We start from the raw sequence: 21,660 nt of genomic DNA on the forward strand, positions 1-21,660 counted from the left end.
GCGACGTTATGGGCATTGAGAAGGCCCGCCTCAAGAAGTTTCCGAGGATGGTGAAGAGGGAAAACGCACAGGTTTTGGTTGCCAAGGACGTCTCGACGAGAGGAGATGAGCGCTCCCTGGCACTCTATCGGAAGATGGCGGACTACATAGTCGAGGCGGTAAAGATAATCCCCAAAAACGTCGGGGTTTTTGCAGCTTCTTACGAGGTTCTTCGGGGGCTCCTCTCGGCAAACCTGAAGGTTCGCATTGAGGAAACTGGAAAGGCCGTCTTCGTCGAGAAGCAGGGCGCGTCCTCCCGGGAAAACGATCTTTTGGTTGCCCAGTTTAAGGCCCATGCAAAGGCCAACGGTGCTGTCCTCCTCGGGGTCATGGGTGGGAGGAACAGCGAGGGGCAGGACTACAGCGGGGACGAGATGAACGGGGTGATCCTCGTAGGGATACCCTACGCGAGGCCAACCCCAAGGGTTCAGGCCCAGATAAGGTACTTCGAGAAGAAGTTCCCGGGGAAGGGCCGTTACTACGGCTATTATCTACCAGCCCACAGGAAGCTGGTTCAAGCAGCTGGAAGGGTTCACCGCTCGGCAGAGGAGAGGGGGAGCATAGTTATCCTTGACTACCGCGTCCTCTGGAGGAGCGTGAGGAAGGACCTGCCCGACTGGATGAGGGAAACCATGAGGGCCGTTGATTTGACCAAGATGAGGCTTCACCTTCGTCGCTTCTGGGCCGAAAGATTTAAAAATACCCTACTGGAGGTATAGGTCGAGCGCTCGGGCAGTGCCGGGGTAGCTTAGCCTGGTCAGAGCGCTCGGCTCATAGGGCCGCTCCCCTTCGGGGGAGCCTGAGAAACCGAGAGGTCCGGGGTTCAAAGCCCCGCCCCGGCACCACAGCAAACCTTCCGATGAAATTTAATCGGGACTTGTGTCTCTTTTGCAGGGCCAATCTCTTGGGAATTGCCCCTATGCGAAACCCTTAAAACGCTCGCTGACAGCTTATTGGCTATAAAATCAACTCTTCTTCAGGAATCTCACCTCAGTAAAAATTTAAGGGGTAAAAATCAGCCAGCGCTCGTCCAAACATTATCACGGGTAGAGCCTGCTGGGGGTCCTCGGGAAGAGCGTCGCCCACCTCACGTGGTCTAGCTTGAGGACCCAGGCAACTAGCCTCTCTAGGCCAAGGCCGAAACCGCTGTGCGGAACCGAGCCGTACTTCCTTAAATCCAGGTACCACTCGTAGTCCTTCGGGTCCATACCCTCCTCAAGGATTCTCTGCACGAGCTTGTCGTAGCTGTCCTCACGCTGGGAACCGCCTATTACCTCGCCGTAGCCTTCGGGAGCCAGCATGTCAGCGGCTAAAACCTTCCTTGGGTCGCTTGGGTCTTCCTTCATGTAGAAGGCCTTGATGTGCTTTGGATAACCGTAGACGAAGAAGGGGCTCTCGAACTCCTCCGTTAGAACCCTCTCCTCGTCGGTCCCCATGTCCTCGCCCCACTCTATGTTTACCCCCTTGCTCTGGAGTATGTCTATAGCTTCATCGTAGCTTATCCTCGGGAAAGGCGGAACCGCGTTCTTGAGGGTAGTTAAATCCTTCCTATAAAGCTCAATCTCGCTCCTCCTGAGCTCAAGGGCTCTCTGCACCATGTAGCTTACGAGTTCTTCCTCGACCTTCATGATGTCCCAGAGGTCCATCCATGCCGCCTCAAGCTCAAGGTGCCAGAACTCAGTGAGGTGCCTTCTCGTCCTGCTCTTCTCAGCTCTGAAGCTCGGCGTGAGAGACCAGACCTTTTCGAGGCCGAAGATTGCCGCCTCAAGGTAGAGCTGTGCTGACTGGCTTAGGTAGGCTGTCTTGTCGAAGTACTTGAGCTTAAAGAGGGTAGCGCCACCTTCAACCGCTCCCGTAACAAGTATCGGCGGGAAGACCTCGTACCAGCCGTCCTGAAGGAGCCACTCCCTAGCTGCCTGCATCAGCGTGGCCTTAACCTTCATTATGCTCGCCACCTTCGGCGAGCGGAGGTGGAGGTGCCTCACATCCAGCAGGAATTCCTGGCTCGCGTCCTTTGTAATCGGGAAGAACTCGACGTTCTGGATTACTTCGAGCTTATCCGCCTGAACCTCCGCGCCAGTAGGAGCGCGCGGGTCGGCCTTAACGGTTCCCTCAATTATCACGCTGGACTCAAGGCCAAGCTTCTTGGCAGTTCTGTAAGCCCCTTCGTTTCTATCCTTTGAAAAGACGACCTGAACGATTCCGCTCGAATCCCTGAGCACTACGAATACCTTTTTCCCGACTTCCCTCTTCCTGTAAACCCATCCGGCGAGCTTAACCCTCTTTCCTTCCATCTCGGGTTTAACATCAGCGCAGTAAACCTTATCTATCATAACACCACCTCCGAAAACTCGGGCAGGGGGTTTATAACGCTAACCTCAGAAGGGGCGATTGAACCAGGGTGAGATTGCCCTCAGGCTCTCCTCAATGAGTATCAGGTGTGGCATGGTGTTCGCTACTCCTTCCACGATTTAAACCCTTTGGGCATTTTGGTGTCAATACGTCAAAACCTTTAAGTATTTACCTGTCATACATCCAGCGGTGAGGGTATGTTCGCTCTCCTCGGAACGGTCCTCGATTACTTCGGTGTAAGGCCCCGACGTGCAGTTATCGTTGAGGGCGATAGGATAAGGGCCGTTGTTGGGATCGAGGAGTTAGGAGAGTTTGGGGTCGATGAGACCTATGGGGGTGAGGGTTACCTCATCCTGCCCGGTTTCATAAACGCCCACACTCACGTGGCGATGGCAAAGTTCAGAGGGCTCGGTGAAGATTTGCCAACGGAAGAGTGGCTGGAAAAGATTATATGGCCTATGGAGCGGGAATGGACTGGGAAGGAGATTAGAAAATGGGCAGAGGTTGGAATTGGTGAGGCCATTGCCAACGGCTCGACAACTATAAACGACCACTACTTCTTTGCTGAGGAGATAGCTAAAATCGCCAGAAAGTTCGGGATCAGGGCTTTTATCGGGCAGACGGTTATGGATGAGGTTGACTTTCCCCACGCAAGCCCCGAGAAGGGCTTTCGCTTTTTCAAACGCTGGAAGGGAAAGGATGGGCTCGTTAGACCAACCCTAGCACCACACGCAACAAACACGGTCTCCTTTGAACTGTTGAAGGAGCTCGGGGAGTTTGACGATGAGGCGGTGATACACATACACCTCGCCCAGAGCAGGGCCGAAGTTATGGATGTGAAAAGGCGCTACGGCCTTTCCCCCGTTGAACTGCTCTCCAGGGCAGGAATCCTCGGGAAAAGGCTGATCGGGGTTCATGGCGTTTATCTGGGAAAAGACGACTTCAAAACGCTTTCAAGGGCCGGCTCAACACTCGTCCACTGTCCGACGAGCAACGCAAAACTTGAAGGAAAAACCGTTGACCTCAGGGAGCTTCTCGGTATCGGCCTTAACGTCGCTCTGGGCAACGACTCCCCCAACCCGACCGGAATCTTAGATCCCTTCCTTGAGATGCGAACTGCCGGAATTGTTGCAAACATAACTACCGGAAGAGCTCACTCGGTTCCTGCCAGGGAGCTATTCGGGATGGCGACTATTTCAGGCGCTAGAGCCTTGAACATCAAGGCGGGACTCATAAGGCCCGACTACCTGGCTGATCTGGTCCTCTTGAACGCAAAGAGTCCCTGGTTCACCCCACAGGGAAACCTATACTCCCACATCGTTTACTCGGCTAGGGGTAGTGACATAGAGCTTGTGGTTGTAAATGGCAGGATTGTGTACGAGAACGGCGTTTTCCCGCTCACTGGAAAAACTCTGGAGGAGCTTTCCGGGGTTGGAGCTTGATCAGACCTTCCTAACTATCAGCTTCACTCCATCGACGTCAACGACCTCGACTGTATCGTTCACCCTCAGCTCGCCGTCCTCGGGAATCGCTATCCATTTGTCTCCATCGAGCTCCACGATGTAGTGTTCCTTTCCAATCTCAACGACCCTGCCCCTCTTACCCTTCAGTTCGAAGGTGTACTTCTTTTTCTCCGCTCCAATGTCCCTGATGTCTCTCCTGATGTAGTGGCCAACAAGGAAATATGCTATAACCGAGGCTATGAGCGAGAGGACAAAGCTCTCGGTGAAGCCGAGCCCGAATCCGAGGAGGATTCCGAGGGTGGCGAAGGCCACGCCTATCGGCGTTATGAAGGCGGTGACCATCATATCAAGGAGAATTATGAGCAGGCCCAGGATTAAAAGGGAAAGGGGGAGAGCTTCCATAACCCTCACTCCATCAGCTTTTTGAGCTTCTTAATGTCTTCGGGGCTCATATTATCCTCGGCTCCTTGAGGTTCGTTTTTATCACTGGGAGGGGCTGGGGATATGGGCGTCTCCTTAACCTTCTGGAGTATCCTGAGGAGGCCTATCAGAGACTCCGTGTCGTAGGGCACGATGAGGTTGCCGTATTTCGCCAGGTCCGGCAGTTTCTCTATGTACTGGAGGGTTAAATACTTCTCGTCGGCCATCTTAAGGGCCTCAAGAACCTTCCTGATGGCCTGGGCTTGTCCTTCCGCTATGAGTATCTGCCTCTGCTTTTCACCCTCGGCCCTTAAGATAGCCGCCTGCTTCTGACCTTCAGCCTCCTTTATGGCGCTCTCCTTCTTGCCCTCAGCGAGGAGTATCATGGCCCTCTTCTCACGCTCAGCGGTCATCTGCTTGGCCATCGCCTCCTGGATGTCCTTCGGCGGGTCTATGCGCTGTATCTCGACGCGGGTTATCTTGACACCCCAGCGATCGGTTATCTTGTCAAGTTCTTCCCTAAGGCGGGCGTTGATTATGTCCCTCCCGGAAAGGGTCTCGTCGAGCTCCATCTCGCCGATTATGGCACGGAGGTTCGTCTGGGCGAGCTTGATTATCGCCATCAGAAAGTTGCTGACGTTGTAAACGGCCTTGACCGGGTCGATTATCTGGTAGTAAACCACTGCATCGACGGTAACGACGACGTTGTCCTTACAGATGACCTCCTGAGGGGGAACATCAACGACGTGCTCGCGCATGTCCACAACTTTAACGCGTTCCATGAAGGGGATTATGAAGTGGATGCCCGGTTCCAGGATTCTGTTGAACTTTCCGAGCCTTTCCACGAGCCCCCTCTGGTATGGTCTTATCACCTTTACGCTCAGGAGGAGCATCACAAGAAGAAAAACCCCGAGGATTAGTATAACAGCACCTGCAAAGCTCATTACTATCACCCCAAGGAAATCTCACCTCCAATTGGTGTTTATGCTTATAAACTTTTTCTTGTTTGAAATCGAACCGCCCAACTTATAAACCTCCCCTCCATTCACCCTCAGGTGAGAGCATGGGAAGACCGGTTTTCCTCGGTAAAGCCTATATAAACTGGTGCGAGAAGTGCAACGTTCCGCTCATCGGCGATGCCTGTGCTGTTCATGGGAAAGAGGGTGTTTTTAGGCTCGACATAACTCCACCCGGTGACTTGAGGTTTGCCTTTGAAAAGGACATCGAGTTCATCCGCTCGGTCTTTAAAAAGCACTTCGGCGTTGATGTAGGCAAGGTTCTCGACGGAAAGATTGTCCTCCTCAACAAGCTTCCGAGTGAGGACGATGCCTATGAGATAATCGTTGACGGCTACGTCTTTGGCTACGTGAAGTTCGACCCAATCAAGCTCAGGTGGAGAGCCGGTTTAAAGGTTGAAGGTGCAATAGCACTCTGGAAGCTCTACGGAAAGAAAATGAAGAAGTGGGTGATCGTCGATAAAGGCGCGGTGGAGCCAATAAAGAAAGGGGCGAACCTTTTGGCTGTGGGTGTCCTTGAGGCGGACCCCAGTATAAGGGTGAACGACGAGGTGATCCTCGTTTCAGAGGACGGCGAGGTCTTCGCCACTGGAATAGCGAAGAAGGACTACGAGGCTTTAATCCGAGGAGAGAGGGGAACTGGGGTTAAACCGAAGAGGCAGAAAACGGTTAGGTACCGCGAGGGCAGAAAGGCCACAATGGAGGACGTTCTCAGGGCAAACAGTATAGCGCTGGAAGAGAAGGTTATGAAATCTAGAGAGTTCATGAGGCGCGTTGCGAGCAAGTACTCCAACCTTCCCGTGGCGGTTGCCTTTTCTGGCGGAAAAGACAGCTTAGCCGTTCTCGGGCTGGCTTTGGAGGAGTTTGGGGAGGGCTTTACGGTTTTCTTCAACAACACGGGCATAGAGTTCTCCGAGACGGTAGAGTACGTAGAGAGGCTTAGGAAGGAGCTTGAGCCAAAGGGAATAAGGTTCATAGTCGCCGATGCTGGAGATGCCTTCTGGAGGGCTTTATACGTTTTCTCACCGCCAGGTCGCGATTACCGCTGGTGCTGTAAGGTAACGAAGCTCGGCCCGATAACTTTAGCTATAAAGGAGAACTATCCCGAAGGAGTCCTCATGTTCGTCGGCCAGAGGAAGTACGAGAGCATAAAGCGCTTTAAACAGCCCCGCGTATGGAGGAACGAGTGGGTGCCCAACGAGATTGGGGCATCGCCGATATTCCACTGGAGAGCGATAGAGGTCTGGCTCTACATCTTCAGCAGGAAACTCCCGTACAACCCGCTCTACGAGAGGGGCTTTGACAGGATAGGCTGTTTCCTCTGTCCGAGCGCTTCTCTGGCGGAATTCGAGAGGCTCAAGAGGGAAAAGCCCGAACTGTGGGAGAGGTGGTTTAAGGCCTTGGACTACTGGAGGAAACGCCTTAACCTTCCCGAGGAGTGGATTACCTACGGCTTCTGGCGCTGGAAGAGGCTGAGCAAAGGCGAGAGGGCCATAGCGAGGAAGCTCGGCGTTGAAATCCCAGAGGAGCGCTCGTGGGAGCCGGTTAGAGTTGAGATAAGGGAAACACCAGAGGGTTACGAGCTGGAGTTCAACACGGTGCTCAACAGGAGGCGCCTCCTTGAGGTCGCCCCAATCCTCGGCGAGGTTACCGTTGAGGGGGACGTTATTAAGGCGGGAGGGGTCGAGTTCCTGACCGGAACGAAGAAAGCCAGAGCACCGAACGAGGAAGAAGCGTGGAACGCTTACTATCTCGTCAAGCGTGCCTACGAGTGCGTCGGCTGTGGCGTCTGTGTCGGGAAGTGCCCTGAAAACGCGCTGAGCATAGACGAGAGGAGCAAGAAGATAGTGGTGGACTGGGATAGATGCGTTCACTGCCGGGAGTGCATGGAAGTCTGCCCGCTGTTGAAGATTAAGAATCCCGAGGAGGGGAGCCAGCTTTGATGAGGCAACTTTGCTCTTCCTTTTACCCTCTCACTTTGTTGATTCCTAATCATACGTAAAGTTCCTTGAGGGGAAATAATACAATCATGTATAATAAGACTTAGACAATATATACCAAACATAGAGCTTCATAACAAAATCGAAAATTTTAAATACTCTAGCACATCATACCCAAGTGACCACCCATCTGGGGGGGCGAATGCGACAGAAACTAGCATGGTTTATGGCTCTGCTGTTGGTTGGAGCCATGCTCCATGGAGTGAGTGCCACCAGCTACAGCAAACAACCTGAAGTCAAAGTCAACACATACACAGTCACAGTGTATGTAAATGGCCAGAAAATCCCAGTGTTTGTGAAGAATGGGGTGGTGCAAATTCCCAATACTCCTGGAATGGACAGGAAAGAAGTTTTCATGGCAGTTAACAAGTATTTCTCTCTCAGGCACAAACAATCAACTGGGATATCAAGCCAATTATATGGACCAAACTCTGACTATGAACAGAGAAAGGCTTTCAGCATACCTCATCAAGGAGATGTTTACATCTCCGCGTATGCATATTTAGCCATAGAGAATGATCAGTTCTCGGTAGTGACAGTTGGTGGATACTCCTCCGCAGCTTGCTGGATCCAGCCATACGACTATTGGTGGTCCCAAGATTATCCGGCAGAAGATTTGACCTTGGGAGTTAGGTTAAAGTTCGTTGCCCTCAGCGGTTCCGTATCTGTTTCAATCCCCTTAGGTACCGGTTTTTATGGAACCTCAGATGAAGCAGAGTACAGTATAACCCTCCACAACACAGACAACGCTGGAGTGAACTTTGACAACATAGAGGCAACTGCAATTTTTGGTATATGGCGTGTGGAGGACCACACCACGGGTCAATTTTATTTCGGTGCCGTGGGAGGAAACACAAACTACATACAAGGAGCTAACGTCATCAAAGTCAGGAGGCTGTGAGAATGAAGAAAAGGGTTTTCTTCTCTTCTTTTTTAGTTCTAATTTTGTTGTTGGGGGTATTCTGGGAAACATCTCTCAACGGATGGAATACTCACAGAGAGGGCAACTCTATTGGGAATGAGGAGGTGAAATCCCGGCTTGAGTGTTTTCCAGGGTTTCTTAATCTCTCCACGTTTCTTGCCCAAAAATGGATTAATTACACATCAAAAAGACTGCATCTTGCTAAATGTCCAGAGGGAGGTTTTACGGAAATCGATGATACAATAACCCCCGATATTGTTTCAACGTACTATTTTGTATCAGCGCTAAAAATGATAAATCAAACTCCTTACAACAGACTTCAGACTATAAAATGGCTTCACAACAATGAAGGCAATCTCTTCAAAAATACGACGACTGACTATGATGCGGGTATTACCCCATTCTGGATAGTGTATTATGGAGTTATGACATTGAAAATGCTAAACTCATCCCCAAAGAACCCGAGTAAAATCATGAGATTCATATTAAATATGAAACAGAAAAATGGCTCTTTTGTGTATGATGGCAGGGACTTTACACCTCAGTCTGTGGAACTCTTACAGGTTCTCGGCTATAACCTGAGCAATCTCAAAGAAACCCGAGAATATTGCCTAGAAAGGTTTCAAAATCTCACACCACCCTGGGAATACAAAGGGCTTAATTTAATGGGGTTTTTGTTTAACTTTATCAGTTATACTAAGTGCTTGAAGAGTATGGGGGTCAGTTATACAAAAACAAAGGAGTATCGGGAAGATGTCGCCTTTATCGAGAACCTGTCCAAAAATATCGGGAAGATACTTAAGAGCAAACCGCCTCTTTTTATAGTGGCTAAACTTACTCAAGTGCTTAGTGAGTACAATCTCCTGAACAACACCATCTCAGGGGAGATTTACAATTATATAATGTCTCAAGAGCTACCTGATGGCGGATTTAACCTTTTTGGAAAGAACTACGGAGAGTTCCAGGGAACGTACTATGCTGTAAAGACAATCGCTTTACTCGGCCAAAGACCGGATAAAAAAACAATAGGGTTCATACACAGCTGGGAAAGTCCTCTTGGAGGCTTCGCTTTCACGTTTCAAAAGTCCTGTGGGCCAATATTGACGTACATGGGAGTCTACGTTGCCAAGAAAATCGGAATACCCCTCAACAGAACAGCAATAGCTAAGTATCTGTCCCGTGCGTTATACAACAGATGGCCTTATTCCAGAGATGATCCAAGCCCATTATACTCAATCTACATGACTTACAGGGCATTAAATATCACCCTGAGTCCTGTAGATAAGGACTACCTGAGAAATGAAACAGCTCGGTTAACAGAGTTGTACCTACGCAACAGGACGAACTCCCTCCTAATGGACACGGGCTGGATAGCCCTTCTCCGTTTAGGTCGAGCAACCGGGGTAAGAATTGGGGAGGACACTAAAAAACGTCTTATCCAAAATGTCTTATCCTTAAAAAATCCCGATGGAACATTTGGACCCCCTTCTAATAACACGGTACTGGTCCTCTACAGGACAGAGAACGCGGTACTGCTGCTCCATGCGTTGGGATACGATTACACTAATGAGACGACAGCTAAATTCATACTCAGCATGGAGCATGATGGCGGTTGGGGTTATCCAGATCTCTACAACACGTATAGAGCAGTGGGGGCACTAGCCTACATGGGCTACTGTCCAGAAGACGTTCAGAGTTTGATAGGTTTTATCCATTCTTTAAAATACAAGTATGGTGGCTTTTTGTTCTATAGGGGAGAGAAAAGCTATGGGGGATTGCAGGAAACCTACTATGCCCTTAGAACCTTGGAACTAATAGGAGCTATTAATTGAACAGTTTTCACCTTCACCTTTATAAACTCCGTTTCCTTTTCTCCCACCGGTGAGGAAAATGGAGGAAATCTTCGTATGTCCCGAGTGCGGTAGCGAGAACGTTGAAGTGATAAGGGAGCGCGGGAGGGAACTAACTCTCCGCTGTAACGACTGCGGCAACGTCTGGCATGTAACCCTTCCGAAGCTGATTAAGGTTCCCCTCATAGTCAGCAAGCATGAGGTCAGCTTCAAAACCTTCGCGGAGCTCCCGGAGGGTGAGGAAATCCGGGTTGGAGACATCGTTGAGACGGAAGAGGACGAGGTCAGGGTCACTGGAATAGAGCTCGACGAGAACAGGCGCGTTAACCGGGCGAAGGTCGAGGAAGTCAAAACACTCTGGGGCGAGAGCCTGACATATCCGAAGGTCATCAAGGTGTCCATCTACCTCCCGAAAGGCATAACCCAAGCCTTCCGCGTTAAGGTTCCCCGGGATGAAGAGTTCGCCGTTGGTGAGGTTGTCGAGGTCGGCGGCTACACCTTCAGGATAGAGAAGATAAAGACCGAGAGAAAAATGCTCACTCACGGAAAGGCAAGGGCCGATGAGATAGTGGCCGTAATGGGCCACCACATTCCCAAGGCCAGAGCCCGGAGAAGCCTTGAACTTTACAGGGGCTACCGAAAGGAGTCGAGTGAAGGCCGGTGATGAGGCTTTCATCTTTTCCTGACCCCCCGGGATGAGGAGCTTGGCCGCTGCTGATATCGAAACCCTTTTAAATTCTCCTCCGGATTCGGGCTTGCAAACGGATGAACGATGAGGTTTCGGAGGGATGAAAGATGGCGAAGCCGAGCTACGTGAAATTTGAGGTTCCGCAGGAGCTTGCCGAGAAGGCCCTTGAGGCCGTTGAGATAGCCAGGGACACCGGAAGGATAAGGAAGGGCACGAACGAGACCACCAAGGCTGTTGAGAGGGGTCAGGCCAAGCTCGTTATAATTGCCGAGGATGTTGATCCCGAGGAGATAGTTGCCCACCTTCCACCGCTGTGTGAGGAGAAGGAGATCCCGTACATCTACGTTCCGAGCAAGAAGGAGCTCGGTGCCGCTGCCGGGCTTGAGGTTTCGGCTGCCAGCGTTGCCATAATCGAGCCCGGCAAGGCCCGCGAGCTCGTTGAGGAGATAGCTATGAAGGTTAGGGAGCTCATGAAGTGAGCTCCTTCTCCTCCCTTTCACCCAAAAGGTTTAAGGTCATCCCCGCGAGGTACCAAGGGGTGTGAGAGATGAGCGACGAAGGCTTTCCCGCTGAGGTTATTGAAATAGTTGGAAGAACAGGCGTCACCGGTGGCGTTACTCAGGTCAAGGTCAGGGTTCTCGAAGGACGCGACAAGGGCAGGGTAATAAGAAGAAACGTCAAAGGCCCCGTCCGCGTCGGCGACATAGTCATACTCAGAGAAACCGAGCGTGAGGCAAGAGAAATCAGGAGGAGGAGATGAGGATGGCCCGCTGGAACGTCTGCTCCTACTGCGGTAGGGAGTTCGAGCCGGGAACTGGAAAGATGTTCGTCAGGAACGACGGCAGAGTGCTCTTCTTCTGCTCCAGCAAGTGTGAGAAGCTCTACTTCATGGGGCGTAATCCCAGAAAGCTCAAGTGGACCAAGGCCTTCCAGGAGGCCAGACTCCAGAGGGCCAAGAGGAGGAAGTGATTTCTTTTTTCTTTAGTAATTTTAATTCAATGCATATTTCTACCACCCCTTAATTTTGGAAGAGCGGAAGAATTAAATAGTTCCTTTAGATGACACCCTTTGGGGGTTGGATGCGACAGAAAGCGGCATGGGCTATGCTCGGAGTTCTGCTTGGAAGTCTCCTTATTGCTTCAACATACCCAACGAAGGAGAGCGTCCAGTATGGCACCCCAGCAATACAGAAGGTTGCAGGAGAGAACTACACCGCCTACATCCTCTATCCCAAGAAAGGCCTGCCCATAAGCACTCAGTTCTTGAAGGAGACTATACCAAAGCTCGTTGAGAAAAGCGCCCCAAACGCCAAGTTATATGCTTATTCGATTCCAGAGCTCCCAGAAGGTTCAGTCATAACCGGCTACGGAATAAAGGTAACCAATGATGGAAGGGTTGACATTTTCATCACCGCAACAAGAAGTGGAGCCCCAATACTGCCCGACAGAATCAGGAGTGAGCTTTTTGAGTGGAGCAAAAGGGCACCGAAGTTCAAGCCTGACGTAATTCCCAGGGAAAAGGTCGGTGTCCTAGAGGGGTGGGAAGTTAAAACCGTGGACAGCAACGGGAACGTGAAAGTTTACACCGGAGAAAGTGAACCCTACTGGCACAACTTTGGAAGACAGAGACTTAGATATGATGCTCCCCCCTATGGAAAATTTTACGCCGAATTCTACATGTGGGGACTATGGAAAGACAACGACCCGCGCACAGAAACCTTCGCTTGTACCAAAGATCGCAGTGGTCACGGCATATACAGGATAACCCCAGGAATTCTGTTAAAAAGACAGGGGATCAGTGGGTATGGTGACTACAGAATAAGAAAAATCAAGATAGTTCATGATTGGGGTATTAATCCAGCACTCAATGGACACCTGGATGATATGGGCCCTATAGGAGTTATCAATCGCTATCAAACCGTCCCAGTAAGTGTCGGGCCAGTTTCATACTCACTGGCAGTTGGTGGCTACAAAGTTTACGGAGATTCAATAGACCCTCCGGCAGTATGGACAATAAATACGCTAGGAACTGGGGGAATGTATACTGAAACATCAGAACATGCTGTGGGTATTATGGTGGCATCTAGCGGGGAAGTCCTGGAAAGAGCCCTCCACGATGGGAACTGGCATGCCGTTATTAGAATCAAACTTTCGGGAGAGTTCTCGGATAATGAATACGCTCTTCCCATAGGAATTCATAAAGAGTGGACAGCCCTTACATGGTACGTTAAGGTCGGCTGACCCTGTTTTCTTTTCATTTTTATGAGGCTTTAGCCCAAAAACCCTTTTAACCTCCAGCCCAACTAACCCCGGTGTTGCCGATGGCAGATAGACAGATTGAAAGAACCCTCGTTATTCTGAAGCCCGACGCCGTTGTTCGCGGGTTGATGGGGGAAATAATAAGCCGTTTTGAGAGGAGGGGGCTCAAGATAGTCGGAATGAAGATGATATGGATTGACAGAAAACTTGCCGAAAAGCACTACGAGGAGCACAAGGGCAAGCCCTTTTTCGAACCGCTGATCGACTACATCACCAAAGCCCCAAGCGTTGTCATGGTTGTTGAGGGGCGCTACGCCATAAGCGTTGTGAGGAAGATGGCAGGAGCAACAGACCCGAAGGATGCCGAGCCCGGGACGATTAGGGGTGACTACGGCCTCGACGTTGGCGATGCTATCTACAACGTCATCCACGCCAGCGACAGCCCCGAAAGTGCTGAGAGGGAGATAAACCTTTACTTCAAGCCGGAGGAGCTTTTCGAGTACTGGAAGGCCTCCGACTGGTTTTATCATACTCACGCCGAGAGGGGAAAAGAATATATGGACGACATGAGGGGCGAAAAGCCCGCTAGTCAATAACCAAGTCAAGCTTCCCCTTCTTTTTTCTCAGGAACTCCGAATACTCCATAAGCACGCTGGAACACTCCAGAAGGTTTTTTCTGGTTCTCCAAGTGCTGAACCATCCAAGGAGCACCTGAGTGACTATAACGATCCCTCCGTATGCCAGCACCGCAGGGATTCCCTCTGGTATAGTGAAGAGCGCCAGGGAGGGAAGAAAGCCAATTGCCAGCAAGAGCATGGCTTCCTGCCTTCCCCTGTCGGGGATTTTAAGGAGGCATTCAGCAAGCTCCTTCCAGGCTGAAAATTCCTTTACTACAAGCCCTCCCACGAAGAGCAGGTTTCCGGATTTGAAAGCCATTTTACTTCCCCCGTCCGCGTAGCACTCGGCTTCACCCAGGGTTCCGACCTTCTCAACACGGAGGAACCTCAAGGCGATGCCTTCCCTCGGCCAGAGCAGGTAGATGTAGAGTACAAGGCCGGGAAGCAGGAGAAGGGGAGCAGGGTTGCCGAGAGGGCCACGGAACCGGCACTTACCCCAATCGAAAGGTACGCCAGCTGTATCTGACCTCCTCCCCGCCGTGAACGGCGAGGGTTCCAACGACTTAAACCCCTCGCTAACGGGCGGTTCGGTTTACGGGCACTCATCTCCTACTCCCGTTGCCGGTTTCAGTTCAGCCCGAGGGCACGGTCTTGTGCCCGTTACCCCTACCGCTGGGCGGATTGGGGTTATCGCCTTAGAGGCCACTCACGGGTTTCAAACCGCTCGAAGGCGGTTTTAAAAGGACGCCTAACGGCGTCAACCACTCCAAGGCGGAATGGTAACGTGAAACCCCTCCTCTCATCGGGTTGTCCTTGAGTGGCCTCTCTGAGGTCTTACTACACTCCGAAGTTTAAAATGGTTTCGGTGGTTTAAGGGTCGTTGGGTGGTTTATTGCATCCCGCCCTAAAGGGCGAGGCTTTCGGGAGAAAAATGTGAAAGCCGGAACCCCAAAGATTGCCGTAAAAAGCTCGTAGTTCCTGCCCTTCAGCTTCCCGAGTAAGAGCGCGCTCCCCAAACCGATGATAAGCCCCAGTGCGAGCCCTATCGTCCTACCACCCCGAGGAATTACCATGGAGGTTTTTAATCCTTGTCCCGAACCCTTTAAAAGCACCCGGCTGAGTTAGGCTTAGGTGATGGAAATGACCAAGAGGATTAGACAGCCAATCATAGCGGTTCTCGGGCATGTGGATCACGGCAAGTGCCTCCTTCCAGAGGAGAGGGTGGTGCTCCCAAGCACTGGAATGGTCACACTCAAAGACCTCTTTGAAAGGGGCAAAGGCGTCGTTGAAAAGGACGAGGAGAAGGAGGTAAGGCTCCTCGGGGAGAGAGTAATAGGTGCCGTTAGCGACGGAAGACTGGCCCTTCTCAAAAGCCCGTACGTCTGGAGGGTGAGACACAGGGGCAAAATCGTAAGGGTTAAACTCAAGAACTGGCACAGCGTCGGCGTAACCCCCGAACATCCCTTCCTCACAACGAGGGGATGGGTGAGGGCAGACCAGCTCAGGCCCGGAGACTACGTTGCCGTCCCGAGGTTCATCCACGGCAATGAGGATGAGGGGGTCTTTCTCTCCCACGTATTTTCGAAGATTTCAAATGAGTGGCTTATAGCAAAGCTCGATAAGGAGGGCCTGAGGAAGGCCAAAGAACTGTTTAAGGGCGAGAAAGCATACAAAGTGGAGAAAAATGTCTTCCGCGCAGAGGACGTTGAAAGAATAGGCTGGGAACACGTTGAGAAGATAGCCTTTACCCCTAGGATTCACCGCTCAGGAAAGCCCCTCCACTACGTGAAGCTTCCAAAGACCGATGAGGAGTGGAAGGCCCTCTTTTACTTTGCCGGGGTCATGTTCGGCGACGGAAGCCAAGAGAAGATAGCGAACAACGACGTCGAGGTGTTTGAAAAACTGAGGAAAATCGAAAGCCTCGGAGTCGAGCTCAGGCGTGTCAGGAGGAAAACATCGTGGGAGATAGAGATAAGGAAAGGCAAAAACGCCCTTCTGCGCCTTCTCAGGCAGCTCTTCGAGTTTCCAGAGGAGAAGAAGGCCCACAGGATAAGGGTGCCCAACATCCTCTTCATGGCACCGAAGGAATACACCGCCGGGTTCCTGAGGGGCTACTTTGACGCCGATGGCCACGTGAGCCTGAAGGATGCGAGAATCGAAGTGACGAGTGCCTCCAGGGAGTTTATCGAGGATCTCTCGCTCGTTCTCCTTCGCTACGGTATCGTTTCCAAGATATACCGCTCGGAGTACACCACACTGGTAATCTCCGGCAGGAGGAACCTTATAGCCTTTGAAAAGCACATCGGCTTCACGGTGAAGGAGAAAGCTGAAAGGCTCAGGCGCATCATCGAGAAGAGCAAAAAGAGCGAGCCGTATCCAGTCTTTGAGGAACTTAGAAGGCTTAGACTGCTCTTCGGGTTTACAAGGGCGGAGCTCAACTCCTTCGTTCCATTCTACAGCAAATATGAGGGAAGCCAGGCTCCCAGCTACGAGACGCTGATGAAAATCCTCGATGCTATAGAGAAAGGCTCACCAACACTCCTCCGCAAGCTGGCAGTCCTTGAGGGACGTTCGAGGGATCACAACTACCTGAAGGCCCTTGAGAAAGACGGCCTGATCAAGGATGGAAGACTAACGGAGCTCGGCAGGGAGCTTCTTGAGGTCTGGCGCAACAGGGAGTTCGACTCCAGTGATGTGGAATACCTCCGCAACATAGCCGAGAACTTCGTTTTCATACCCGTTGAGGCGATTGAAGAGGAGGAATACGACGGCTACGTCTACGATTTAACTACCGAGACCCACAACTTCGTGGCCAACGGAATACTCGTTCACAACACGACGCTCCTCGACAGGATAAGGCACACAAACGTCGCCGGCAAGGAAGCGGGAGGAATCACCCAGCACATCGGTGCGACCGAGGTTCCGATAGATGTCGTTAAACAGCTCGCCGGCCCGCTCATCAAGCTCTGGAAGGGCGAGATAAAGCTCCCCGGTTTGCTCTTCATAGACACGCCGGGCCACGAGGCATTCACCAGCTTGCGCGCGAGGGGTGGAAGTTTGGCCGATTTGGCCGTCCTCGTCGTTGACATTAACGAGGGCTTTCAGCCCCAGACCATAGAGAGCATCGAAATCCTGAGGAGGTACAGGACGCCCTTCATAGTTGCGGCCAACAAGATAGACAGGATAAAGGGCTGGAAGGTCGAGGAAGACGAGCCGTTTTTAATCAACATCAAGAAGCAGGATCAGCGCGCCGTTCAGGAGCTTGAGACAAAACTCTGGGAGCTGATAGGAAAGTTCTACGAGATGGGCTTCCAGGCGAACCGCTTCGACCGCGTTCAGAACTTTACAAGGGAACTCGCCATAGTCCCGATTTCGGCCAAGTACGGAATAGGCGTTCCGGAACTACTCGTCCTCATAGCTGGCCTTTCCCAGAAGTACCTTGAGGAGAAGCTCAAGATAGAGGTCGAGGGACCGGCGAGGGGAACGATACTTGAGGTCAGGGAGGAGCTTGGCCTCGGCACAACCATAGACGTCATAATCTACGACGGAACACTCAGAAAGGACGACACGATAGTGGTTGGCGGAAAGGACAAGGCGATAGTTACCAAAATCCGCGCCCTGCTCAAACCCAAGCCCCTCGACGAGATTAGAGACCCGCGCTTCCGCTTCGATCATGTTGATGAAGTTACGGCCGCGGCGGGTGTTAAGATAGCCGCCCCCGGTCTTGAGGAGGCTTTAGCCGGTTCGCCGGTTATAGCCGCCCGCTCAGAGGAGGAAATAGAGAAAGCCAAGCAAGAAATTCTGAGCCAGATACAGAGCGTCGTCATAAGCACGGGGAAGCTCGGCGTCATAGTCAAGGCCGACACCCTCGGAAGCCTTGAGGCCCTGAGCAAGGAGCTCCAGGAGAAGGGAATCCCGATAAGAAAGGCCGACGTCGGGAACGTCAGCAAAACAGACGTGATGGAGGCTTTGAGCGTTAGGGAGGAGGAGCCGAAGTACGGCGTCGTCCTCGGCTTCAACGTCAAGGTGAACGAGGACGCGGAGGAAGTAGCGAAGGCCAAGAGCGTTCCAATCTTCGTCGGCAACGTCATCTACAAGCTCATCGAGGACTACGAGGCGTGGGTTAAAGCGGAAGAAGAAAAGCGGAAGCGCGAGCTTTTGAAGAACGTTACCTTCCCGGGAGTTATCCGTCTCTACCCCGACGAGCGCTACGTCTTCAGGAGGAGCAAGCCGGCTATAGTCGGCGTCGAAGTCCTTGAGGGCAGGATAAGGCCGGGAGTTACGCTCATCAAAGAAACTGGTGAAAAAGTCGGCGTCGTCAAGTCAATCAAGAACAAGAACGACTTCGTGCAGGAGGCGAAGAAGGGCGACGCTGTTGCCATAGCGATCGAAGGAGCGATAGTCGGCAGGCACATCCACCCCGGCGAGACGCTCTACGTTGACCTCAGCAAGAACGACGTCATAGTGCTCCTCAAACAGCTCAAGGATGAGCTTGACGAAAGCGACCTGAGGGCATTAAAGATGACCGCCAAGGTGAAGGCGAAGCAGGATCCGTTCTGGAGGGCGGTTTGAGGTTTTCTGTTATTCCTCACTTTTAAAAGCCCTACCTCGTTCAAAATCCTCTTCACGTCCTTTGTTTTTATCACCCGTGGATATGAAGAGGTAACTCTGCGTGAAACCACTCGGAAAATGAGCTCCTCAAGCGTTCTGGATCCATACTTCTCGGAAAGATGCAACGCATGTATGGGAGCTCCTCTCATCACCTCGTCCCATGCCTTTACCGTCGCTTCCCACACTATTCCGAGGTGTTCCATGTGTTTCTGGCCCTTCCTGAGCTTTGAGTTTATATCCTGAAGCTCTCCGATAGTTATTTGTTCAGGGTCAATCTTGGTATAACTCTTGATGAGCCCTCTCAGGTTCTCAACCTCCTTAAGAAGGGCATCCCTGAAGAGTTTTGTTAAAAAGAAGTTGTCTTCATGATTTTTCATCAGGTACCTCGCGGGCATGTATGCGGAGATGTCAATGTTGCCATTGAGTATCATTTGACTTAGTTCAATCAGCCTCTTGAGTTCTTTAAAGAAGTGTTCTTTGAGGGTTTCCTCTGAAATTTCGAGGATTCCCTCTTCATGATTCCAAATGGGTACGCTGGGTATCTTCAAAAGGAACTCATTCTCCGGTCGCTTTCCTTCGGCGTAGTATATAACGTGAAGTTCAAGGCTTCCGCAGTGCATTTGGCTACAGATTCTCCTCCGTATCAAAGTTGGCATAGAGTCTCTCACATCCCAAGGAACGGCCACATTTGTGAAGTCCTCCAGCCTGAACATCGGGAGACACTCATATATCCAGAGTTGCTTAAGTCCAAGGTTTGCTAACTTATCGGTGTACCGGTGGATAAAATTCTGAAAATTGAGGCGTTCGGGATATATCTCCTCTCGGTACTCATCCACGAGCTTCAGGATTTTCCATTTGTTTTCTCTAAGGGCCTTTGTGAAGTTCTGCCATTCCTCCTTAGCTTCTTTGACTTCAAAGGCATGTACGGCGACATCGACGTCCCTTGCTTCAGGTGTTCTCAGGACACTTCCTGAGATGTGGATTTCCCTGATTTCGAAAGGAAGGTATTCATCGTTGATATCTTCAACTACCTCAATGAGTTCCTCGATTTTCTTCCCAAGCTTTTGGGATTTTATTACCTCAAAAACCGTCGGCATGAGCACACCACTGGGCATCAGTCCTAATCGGGATTATATCTGGGCACAAGCATAAAAATATAATCCTGTGCCTACTTCAAGCTTTCCAAAAGCCTCTCCGCCTCTTCAAACTTTCCCTTTTTCCATGAGAGTAATGACCGCGAAGTACAGCCCGAGGAGTTCGAGGTTTTCCTTAGGCCTTTCGAGGAGTAAGTGATCTCAGACCTGACGAGAAGGGCAATACCAAAAAGCCATTTAAGTATCGCCCCAATACCTGTATACGGGTGTTTACGTAGTTCAGCACACGACCCGTGAGGAAAGAGGAGGAGCTGTTTGGTGAAGCTCATAGGAGAGCCGTTGAGATGCTCTGGGAGGCCGTTCAGAACGGGGAGTTCGTGGCGGTTCTCGGGCCAAGAAGGGTAGGAAAGACCAGCGTCATAAACGTTTTCCTGAACAAATACGGTTCGAGATTTTATTACCTACACTACGACCTTGCCTTTGGGATGGGACGGGAAGCAATAAGCTATACGGAGCTGACACCGGTCAAACTCAGAATTCCCCCGAGAAAACTTGAGTATTCGGCCTTATTGAACTTGAGTATCGTTAAAATGGACATCCATCCAAGGAGCATCGTGGAGTTTCAGAACGCGTTTTCGGGCCTCCTGAAGTCTCTAAACAAAAAAGGAACAAAAACTGTAATCGTCTTTGATGAAGCCCAGGTTCTTCCGCGGTTCACGCCCCTAAACATGCTCGGATTGCTCCAGACAATCTCAGACTCATTCGGGAAGGTTTCCGTTGTTCTCACGGGTTCAATGCCCGGCCTCCTCGAAAGGATGATAAACCCAAGCGGGGAGAAGCCTTTCTTTGCAAGATACGTGGAGAGAATCAACATAGAACGCTGGAACGTCGAGGAAGGCTTCGAGTATCTAAGGCGGGGTCTGCCCAACGCAGAACCGGAGGAGCTGAGGGAAGCCGCCAATGAACTTTCAGGTGTTCCCGGATTTCTCGCGTACTACGGGAAGCTCAGGACAAAGGGCCTGACCCATCCCCGTGCCCTTGAGGAGACCACGAACTACGCGGTCCGGCTTTGGAGCGAAGACCTGAGGAACTTTATCCGGATATACCATTCCCCAGGCTACATCGTCGCGCTCAAGAGGGTTGCCAAGGGGCCTTCGTCAGGAACGAGCACGGAGGAAATAATAACCGAGGTAAAGGCAGTCCTCGGGCTCTCAGAGGTGAGAATAAAGAACATACTGAGAAACCTCGTGGATGCGGGTTTGCTTCTCCGCCCGAGGAGGGGCCGTTACGTGATTCCTGAGAGACCTCTCAGGAAGGCCGTTCTCAGGTTCAACCTCCGAACCTTTTAATTCCCTCCACGTCCTCTTTCTGGACGAGCCTGAGGAGTTTAACCGCGTGAAACACGGATTGAGTGTTGTTCTCCTCGATGAAACGGTCTATCAGCTTCAGAAGCTCGGTCTCGGCCTTTTTCATCGCGTCCTCTGAGAAGTCCGAGAACTCAAGGGCCTTAGCTATGGCGAGGACTTCTGGCGGAACTCCGGACTTCACCGGTGTTTGTGGGGGTTTCTCCCCAATCTTCTTCCCGCTGATCTCCGCCAAGAACTGTCTGAACTCCTCAAGTTCCGGCTCGATGTCGATGCCTGCTTGTTTGAGAAGCACCAACGGATCCTTCACGTCATAATCCAATGCATCTTGGAGCAGCATTGCGTGTTCTTTGCTATTGTCGGGGAGAAGTTTGTCCACGATTTTAAACGCCTTTGGAAGACCCTGCTTCAGCTGCTCTCTTAGTTTCTCCTCTACTATCGGGACGTGGTTAAGTTTTGCCATTGTGGTGATGTAATCTATCAACTTGTCCTGCTCTTTCTTCGCATCCTCATACGTCTTTCCCATTTGTCCGTAGAACACGTTCAGCGCATCGCTAACCGCCTTTCCTATTGTGCTCGTTTCTGCACCGCTGTGGTGGGATAATATCAGCGCAATAAATGGGTGAAGAAGGACGAACTTGACTGCTCGCGGATCCTTAACTTCCATCGCTTTTTCGTGCCACTTTGCGTCCAGGATTGAGGATATATATCATCCCCTCGATCCACGGAGCCCGTTATCTTCATGACGTGGTCCAGATCTTTTTCCGGATGTGCGTGGCGTGCCAGCCTCGGGAGCCCTGCGTTGAATACGTATATGTGAGCAAGTTCTTTTACTGTGTCCGCAGGTACCCCAAACCGTTCTTCTGCTTCCTTCAGAACTTCCTCATAGCTCTTTTCCTTTTTCTTTTCTTTCTTCCCCCCAAATATGAACATCCCCGTCAAAGGTAAGAGCGACAAAGCCACCAC

19 protein-coding genes and 1 tRNA gene are annotated in these 21,660 nt (G+C 51.3%); 14 read left to right on the top strand and 6 right to left on the bottom strand.

Annotated features, from left to right (window positions below):
- Positions 1-758, top strand: a 758-nt coding sequence (locus MVC73_RS10520; RefSeq protein WP_297510828.1) for a helicase C-terminal domain-containing protein, incomplete at its 5' end; no start/stop codon positions are given.
- Between the two features lie 18 nt (positions 759-776).
- A tRNA-Met gene (locus MVC73_RS10525) sits at positions 777-884 on the top strand.
- 195 nt (positions 885-1,079) lie between these two features.
- Here MVC73_RS10525 and asnS read toward each other — a convergent pair.
- Complete coding sequence (gene asnS / locus MVC73_RS10530; RefSeq protein WP_297510830.1) at positions 1,080-2,372, bottom strand: asparagine--tRNA ligase; 1,293 nt, start codon at positions 2,370-2,372, stop codon at positions 1,080-1,082.
- A 216-nt stretch (positions 2,373-2,588) separates the two neighbouring features.
- Here asnS and MVC73_RS10535 point away from each other — a divergent pair, with 216 nt between their 5' ends.
- A complete protein-coding gene (locus tag MVC73_RS10535; protein ID WP_297510833.1) occupies positions 2,589-3,833 on the top strand; it encodes an amidohydrolase in 1,245 nt (414 codons plus the stop codon).
- Here the strand turns inward: MVC73_RS10535 and MVC73_RS10540 are convergent, their stop codons facing one another.
- Positions 3,834-4,256, bottom strand: a complete 423-nt coding sequence (locus MVC73_RS10540) for an NfeD family protein (protein ID WP_297510937.1) — start codon at positions 4,254-4,256, stop codon at positions 3,834-3,836. It abuts the gene before it with no gap.
- Between the two features lie 5 nt (positions 4,257-4,261).
- Entirely contained in the window at positions 4,262-5,218 is a 957-nt protein-coding gene (locus MVC73_RS10545) for an SPFH domain-containing protein (protein WP_297510940.1), read from the bottom strand.
- Positions 5,219-5,337: 119 nt separating this feature from the next.
- Between MVC73_RS10545 and MVC73_RS10550 the strand changes: the two genes are divergently transcribed.
- The 9 genes from MVC73_RS10550 (at position 5,338) to ndk (ending at position 13,604) form a co-directional block, all read left to right on the top strand.
- Positions 5,338-7,233, top strand: coding sequence for a phosphoadenosine phosphosulfate reductase family protein (locus MVC73_RS10550; RefSeq protein ID WP_297510836.1), 1,896 nt, complete (start codon positions 5,338-5,340; stop codon positions 7,231-7,233).
- 175 nt (positions 7,234-7,408) lie between these two features.
- Positions 7,409-8,191, top strand: a complete 783-nt coding sequence (locus MVC73_RS10555) for a hypothetical protein (protein WP_297510839.1) — start codon at positions 7,409-7,411, stop codon at positions 8,189-8,191.
- Between the two features lie 2 nt (positions 8,192-8,193).
- Positions 8,194-10,044, top strand: coding sequence for a prenyltransferase/squalene oxidase repeat-containing protein (locus MVC73_RS10560; RefSeq protein ID WP_297510841.1), 1,851 nt, complete (start codon positions 8,194-8,196; stop codon positions 10,042-10,044).
- 58 nt (positions 10,045-10,102) lie between these two features.
- The gene (locus tag MVC73_RS10565; protein ID WP_297510943.1) at positions 10,103-10,726 is read left to right on the top strand and encodes an HVO_0476 family zinc finger protein; all 624 of its coding nucleotides are present in this window, start codon (positions 10,103-10,105) and stop codon (positions 10,724-10,726) included.
- 131 nt (positions 10,727-10,857) lie between these two features.
- Positions 10,858-11,229 carry a 50S ribosomal protein L7Ae gene (rpl7ae, locus tag MVC73_RS10570; RefSeq protein ID WP_297510844.1) on the top strand — a complete coding sequence of 124 codons (372 nt, stop codon included), beginning with the start codon at positions 10,858-10,860 and terminating at the stop codon, positions 11,227-11,229.
- A 68-nt stretch (positions 11,230-11,297) separates the two neighbouring features.
- The gene (locus MVC73_RS10575) at positions 11,298-11,510 is read left to right on the top strand and encodes a 30S ribosomal protein S28e (RefSeq protein WP_297510846.1); all 213 of its coding nucleotides are present in this window, start codon (positions 11,298-11,300) and stop codon (positions 11,508-11,510) included.
- Between the two features lie 2 nt (positions 11,511-11,512).
- Entirely contained in the window at positions 11,513-11,719 is a 207-nt protein-coding gene (locus MVC73_RS10580) for a 50S ribosomal protein L24e (RefSeq protein ID WP_015859485.1), read from the top strand.
- A 134-nt stretch (positions 11,720-11,853) separates the two neighbouring features.
- Positions 11,854-12,990 (top strand): hypothetical protein, encoded by a 1,137-nt coding sequence (locus MVC73_RS10585; protein WP_297510849.1) that lies wholly within the window; start codon positions 11,854-11,856, stop codon positions 12,988-12,990.
- A gap of 80 nt (positions 12,991-13,070) precedes the next feature.
- A complete protein-coding gene (gene ndk, locus MVC73_RS10590; RefSeq protein ID WP_297510948.1) occupies positions 13,071-13,604 on the top strand; it encodes a nucleoside-diphosphate kinase in 534 nt (177 codons plus the stop codon).
- Here ndk and MVC73_RS10595 read toward each other — a convergent pair.
- Positions 13,594-14,184, bottom strand: a complete 591-nt coding sequence (locus MVC73_RS10595; protein ID WP_297510851.1) for a hypothetical protein — start codon at positions 14,182-14,184, stop codon at positions 13,594-13,596. The genes ndk and MVC73_RS10595 overlap by 11 nt on opposite strands.
- Positions 14,185-14,765: 581 nt before the next feature.
- Between MVC73_RS10595 and infB the strand changes: the two genes are divergently transcribed.
- Positions 14,766-18,197 (top strand): intein-containing translation initiation factor aIF-2, encoded by a 3,432-nt coding sequence (gene infB, locus MVC73_RS10600; protein ID WP_297510950.1) that lies wholly within the window; start codon positions 14,766-14,768, stop codon positions 18,195-18,197.
- Positions 18,198-19,623: 1,426 nt separating this feature from the next.
- Positions 19,624-20,679: an ATP-binding protein gene (locus MVC73_RS10605; protein ID WP_297510853.1), complete on the top strand. Its 1,056-nt coding sequence runs from the start codon at positions 19,624-19,626 to the stop codon at positions 20,677-20,679.
- Here MVC73_RS10605 and MVC73_RS10610 read toward each other — a convergent pair.
- Both MVC73_RS10610 and MVC73_RS10615 read right to left on the bottom strand, forming a co-directional pair.
- Complete coding sequence (locus MVC73_RS10610; RefSeq protein ID WP_297510854.1) at positions 20,660-21,361, bottom strand: hypothetical protein; 702 nt, start codon at positions 21,359-21,361, stop codon at positions 20,660-20,662. The genes MVC73_RS10605 and MVC73_RS10610 overlap by 20 nt on opposite strands.
- Positions 21,301-21,660, bottom strand: coding sequence for a hypothetical protein (locus MVC73_RS10615; RefSeq protein WP_297510856.1), 360 nt, complete (start codon positions 21,658-21,660; stop codon positions 21,301-21,303). Before MVC73_RS10615 ends, MVC73_RS10610 begins: the two co-directional genes overlap by 61 nt.

Source organism: Thermococcus sp., assembly GCF_027052235.1.
Classification (GTDB): Archaea; Methanobacteriota_B; Thermococci; order Thermococcales; family Thermococcaceae; genus Thermococcus.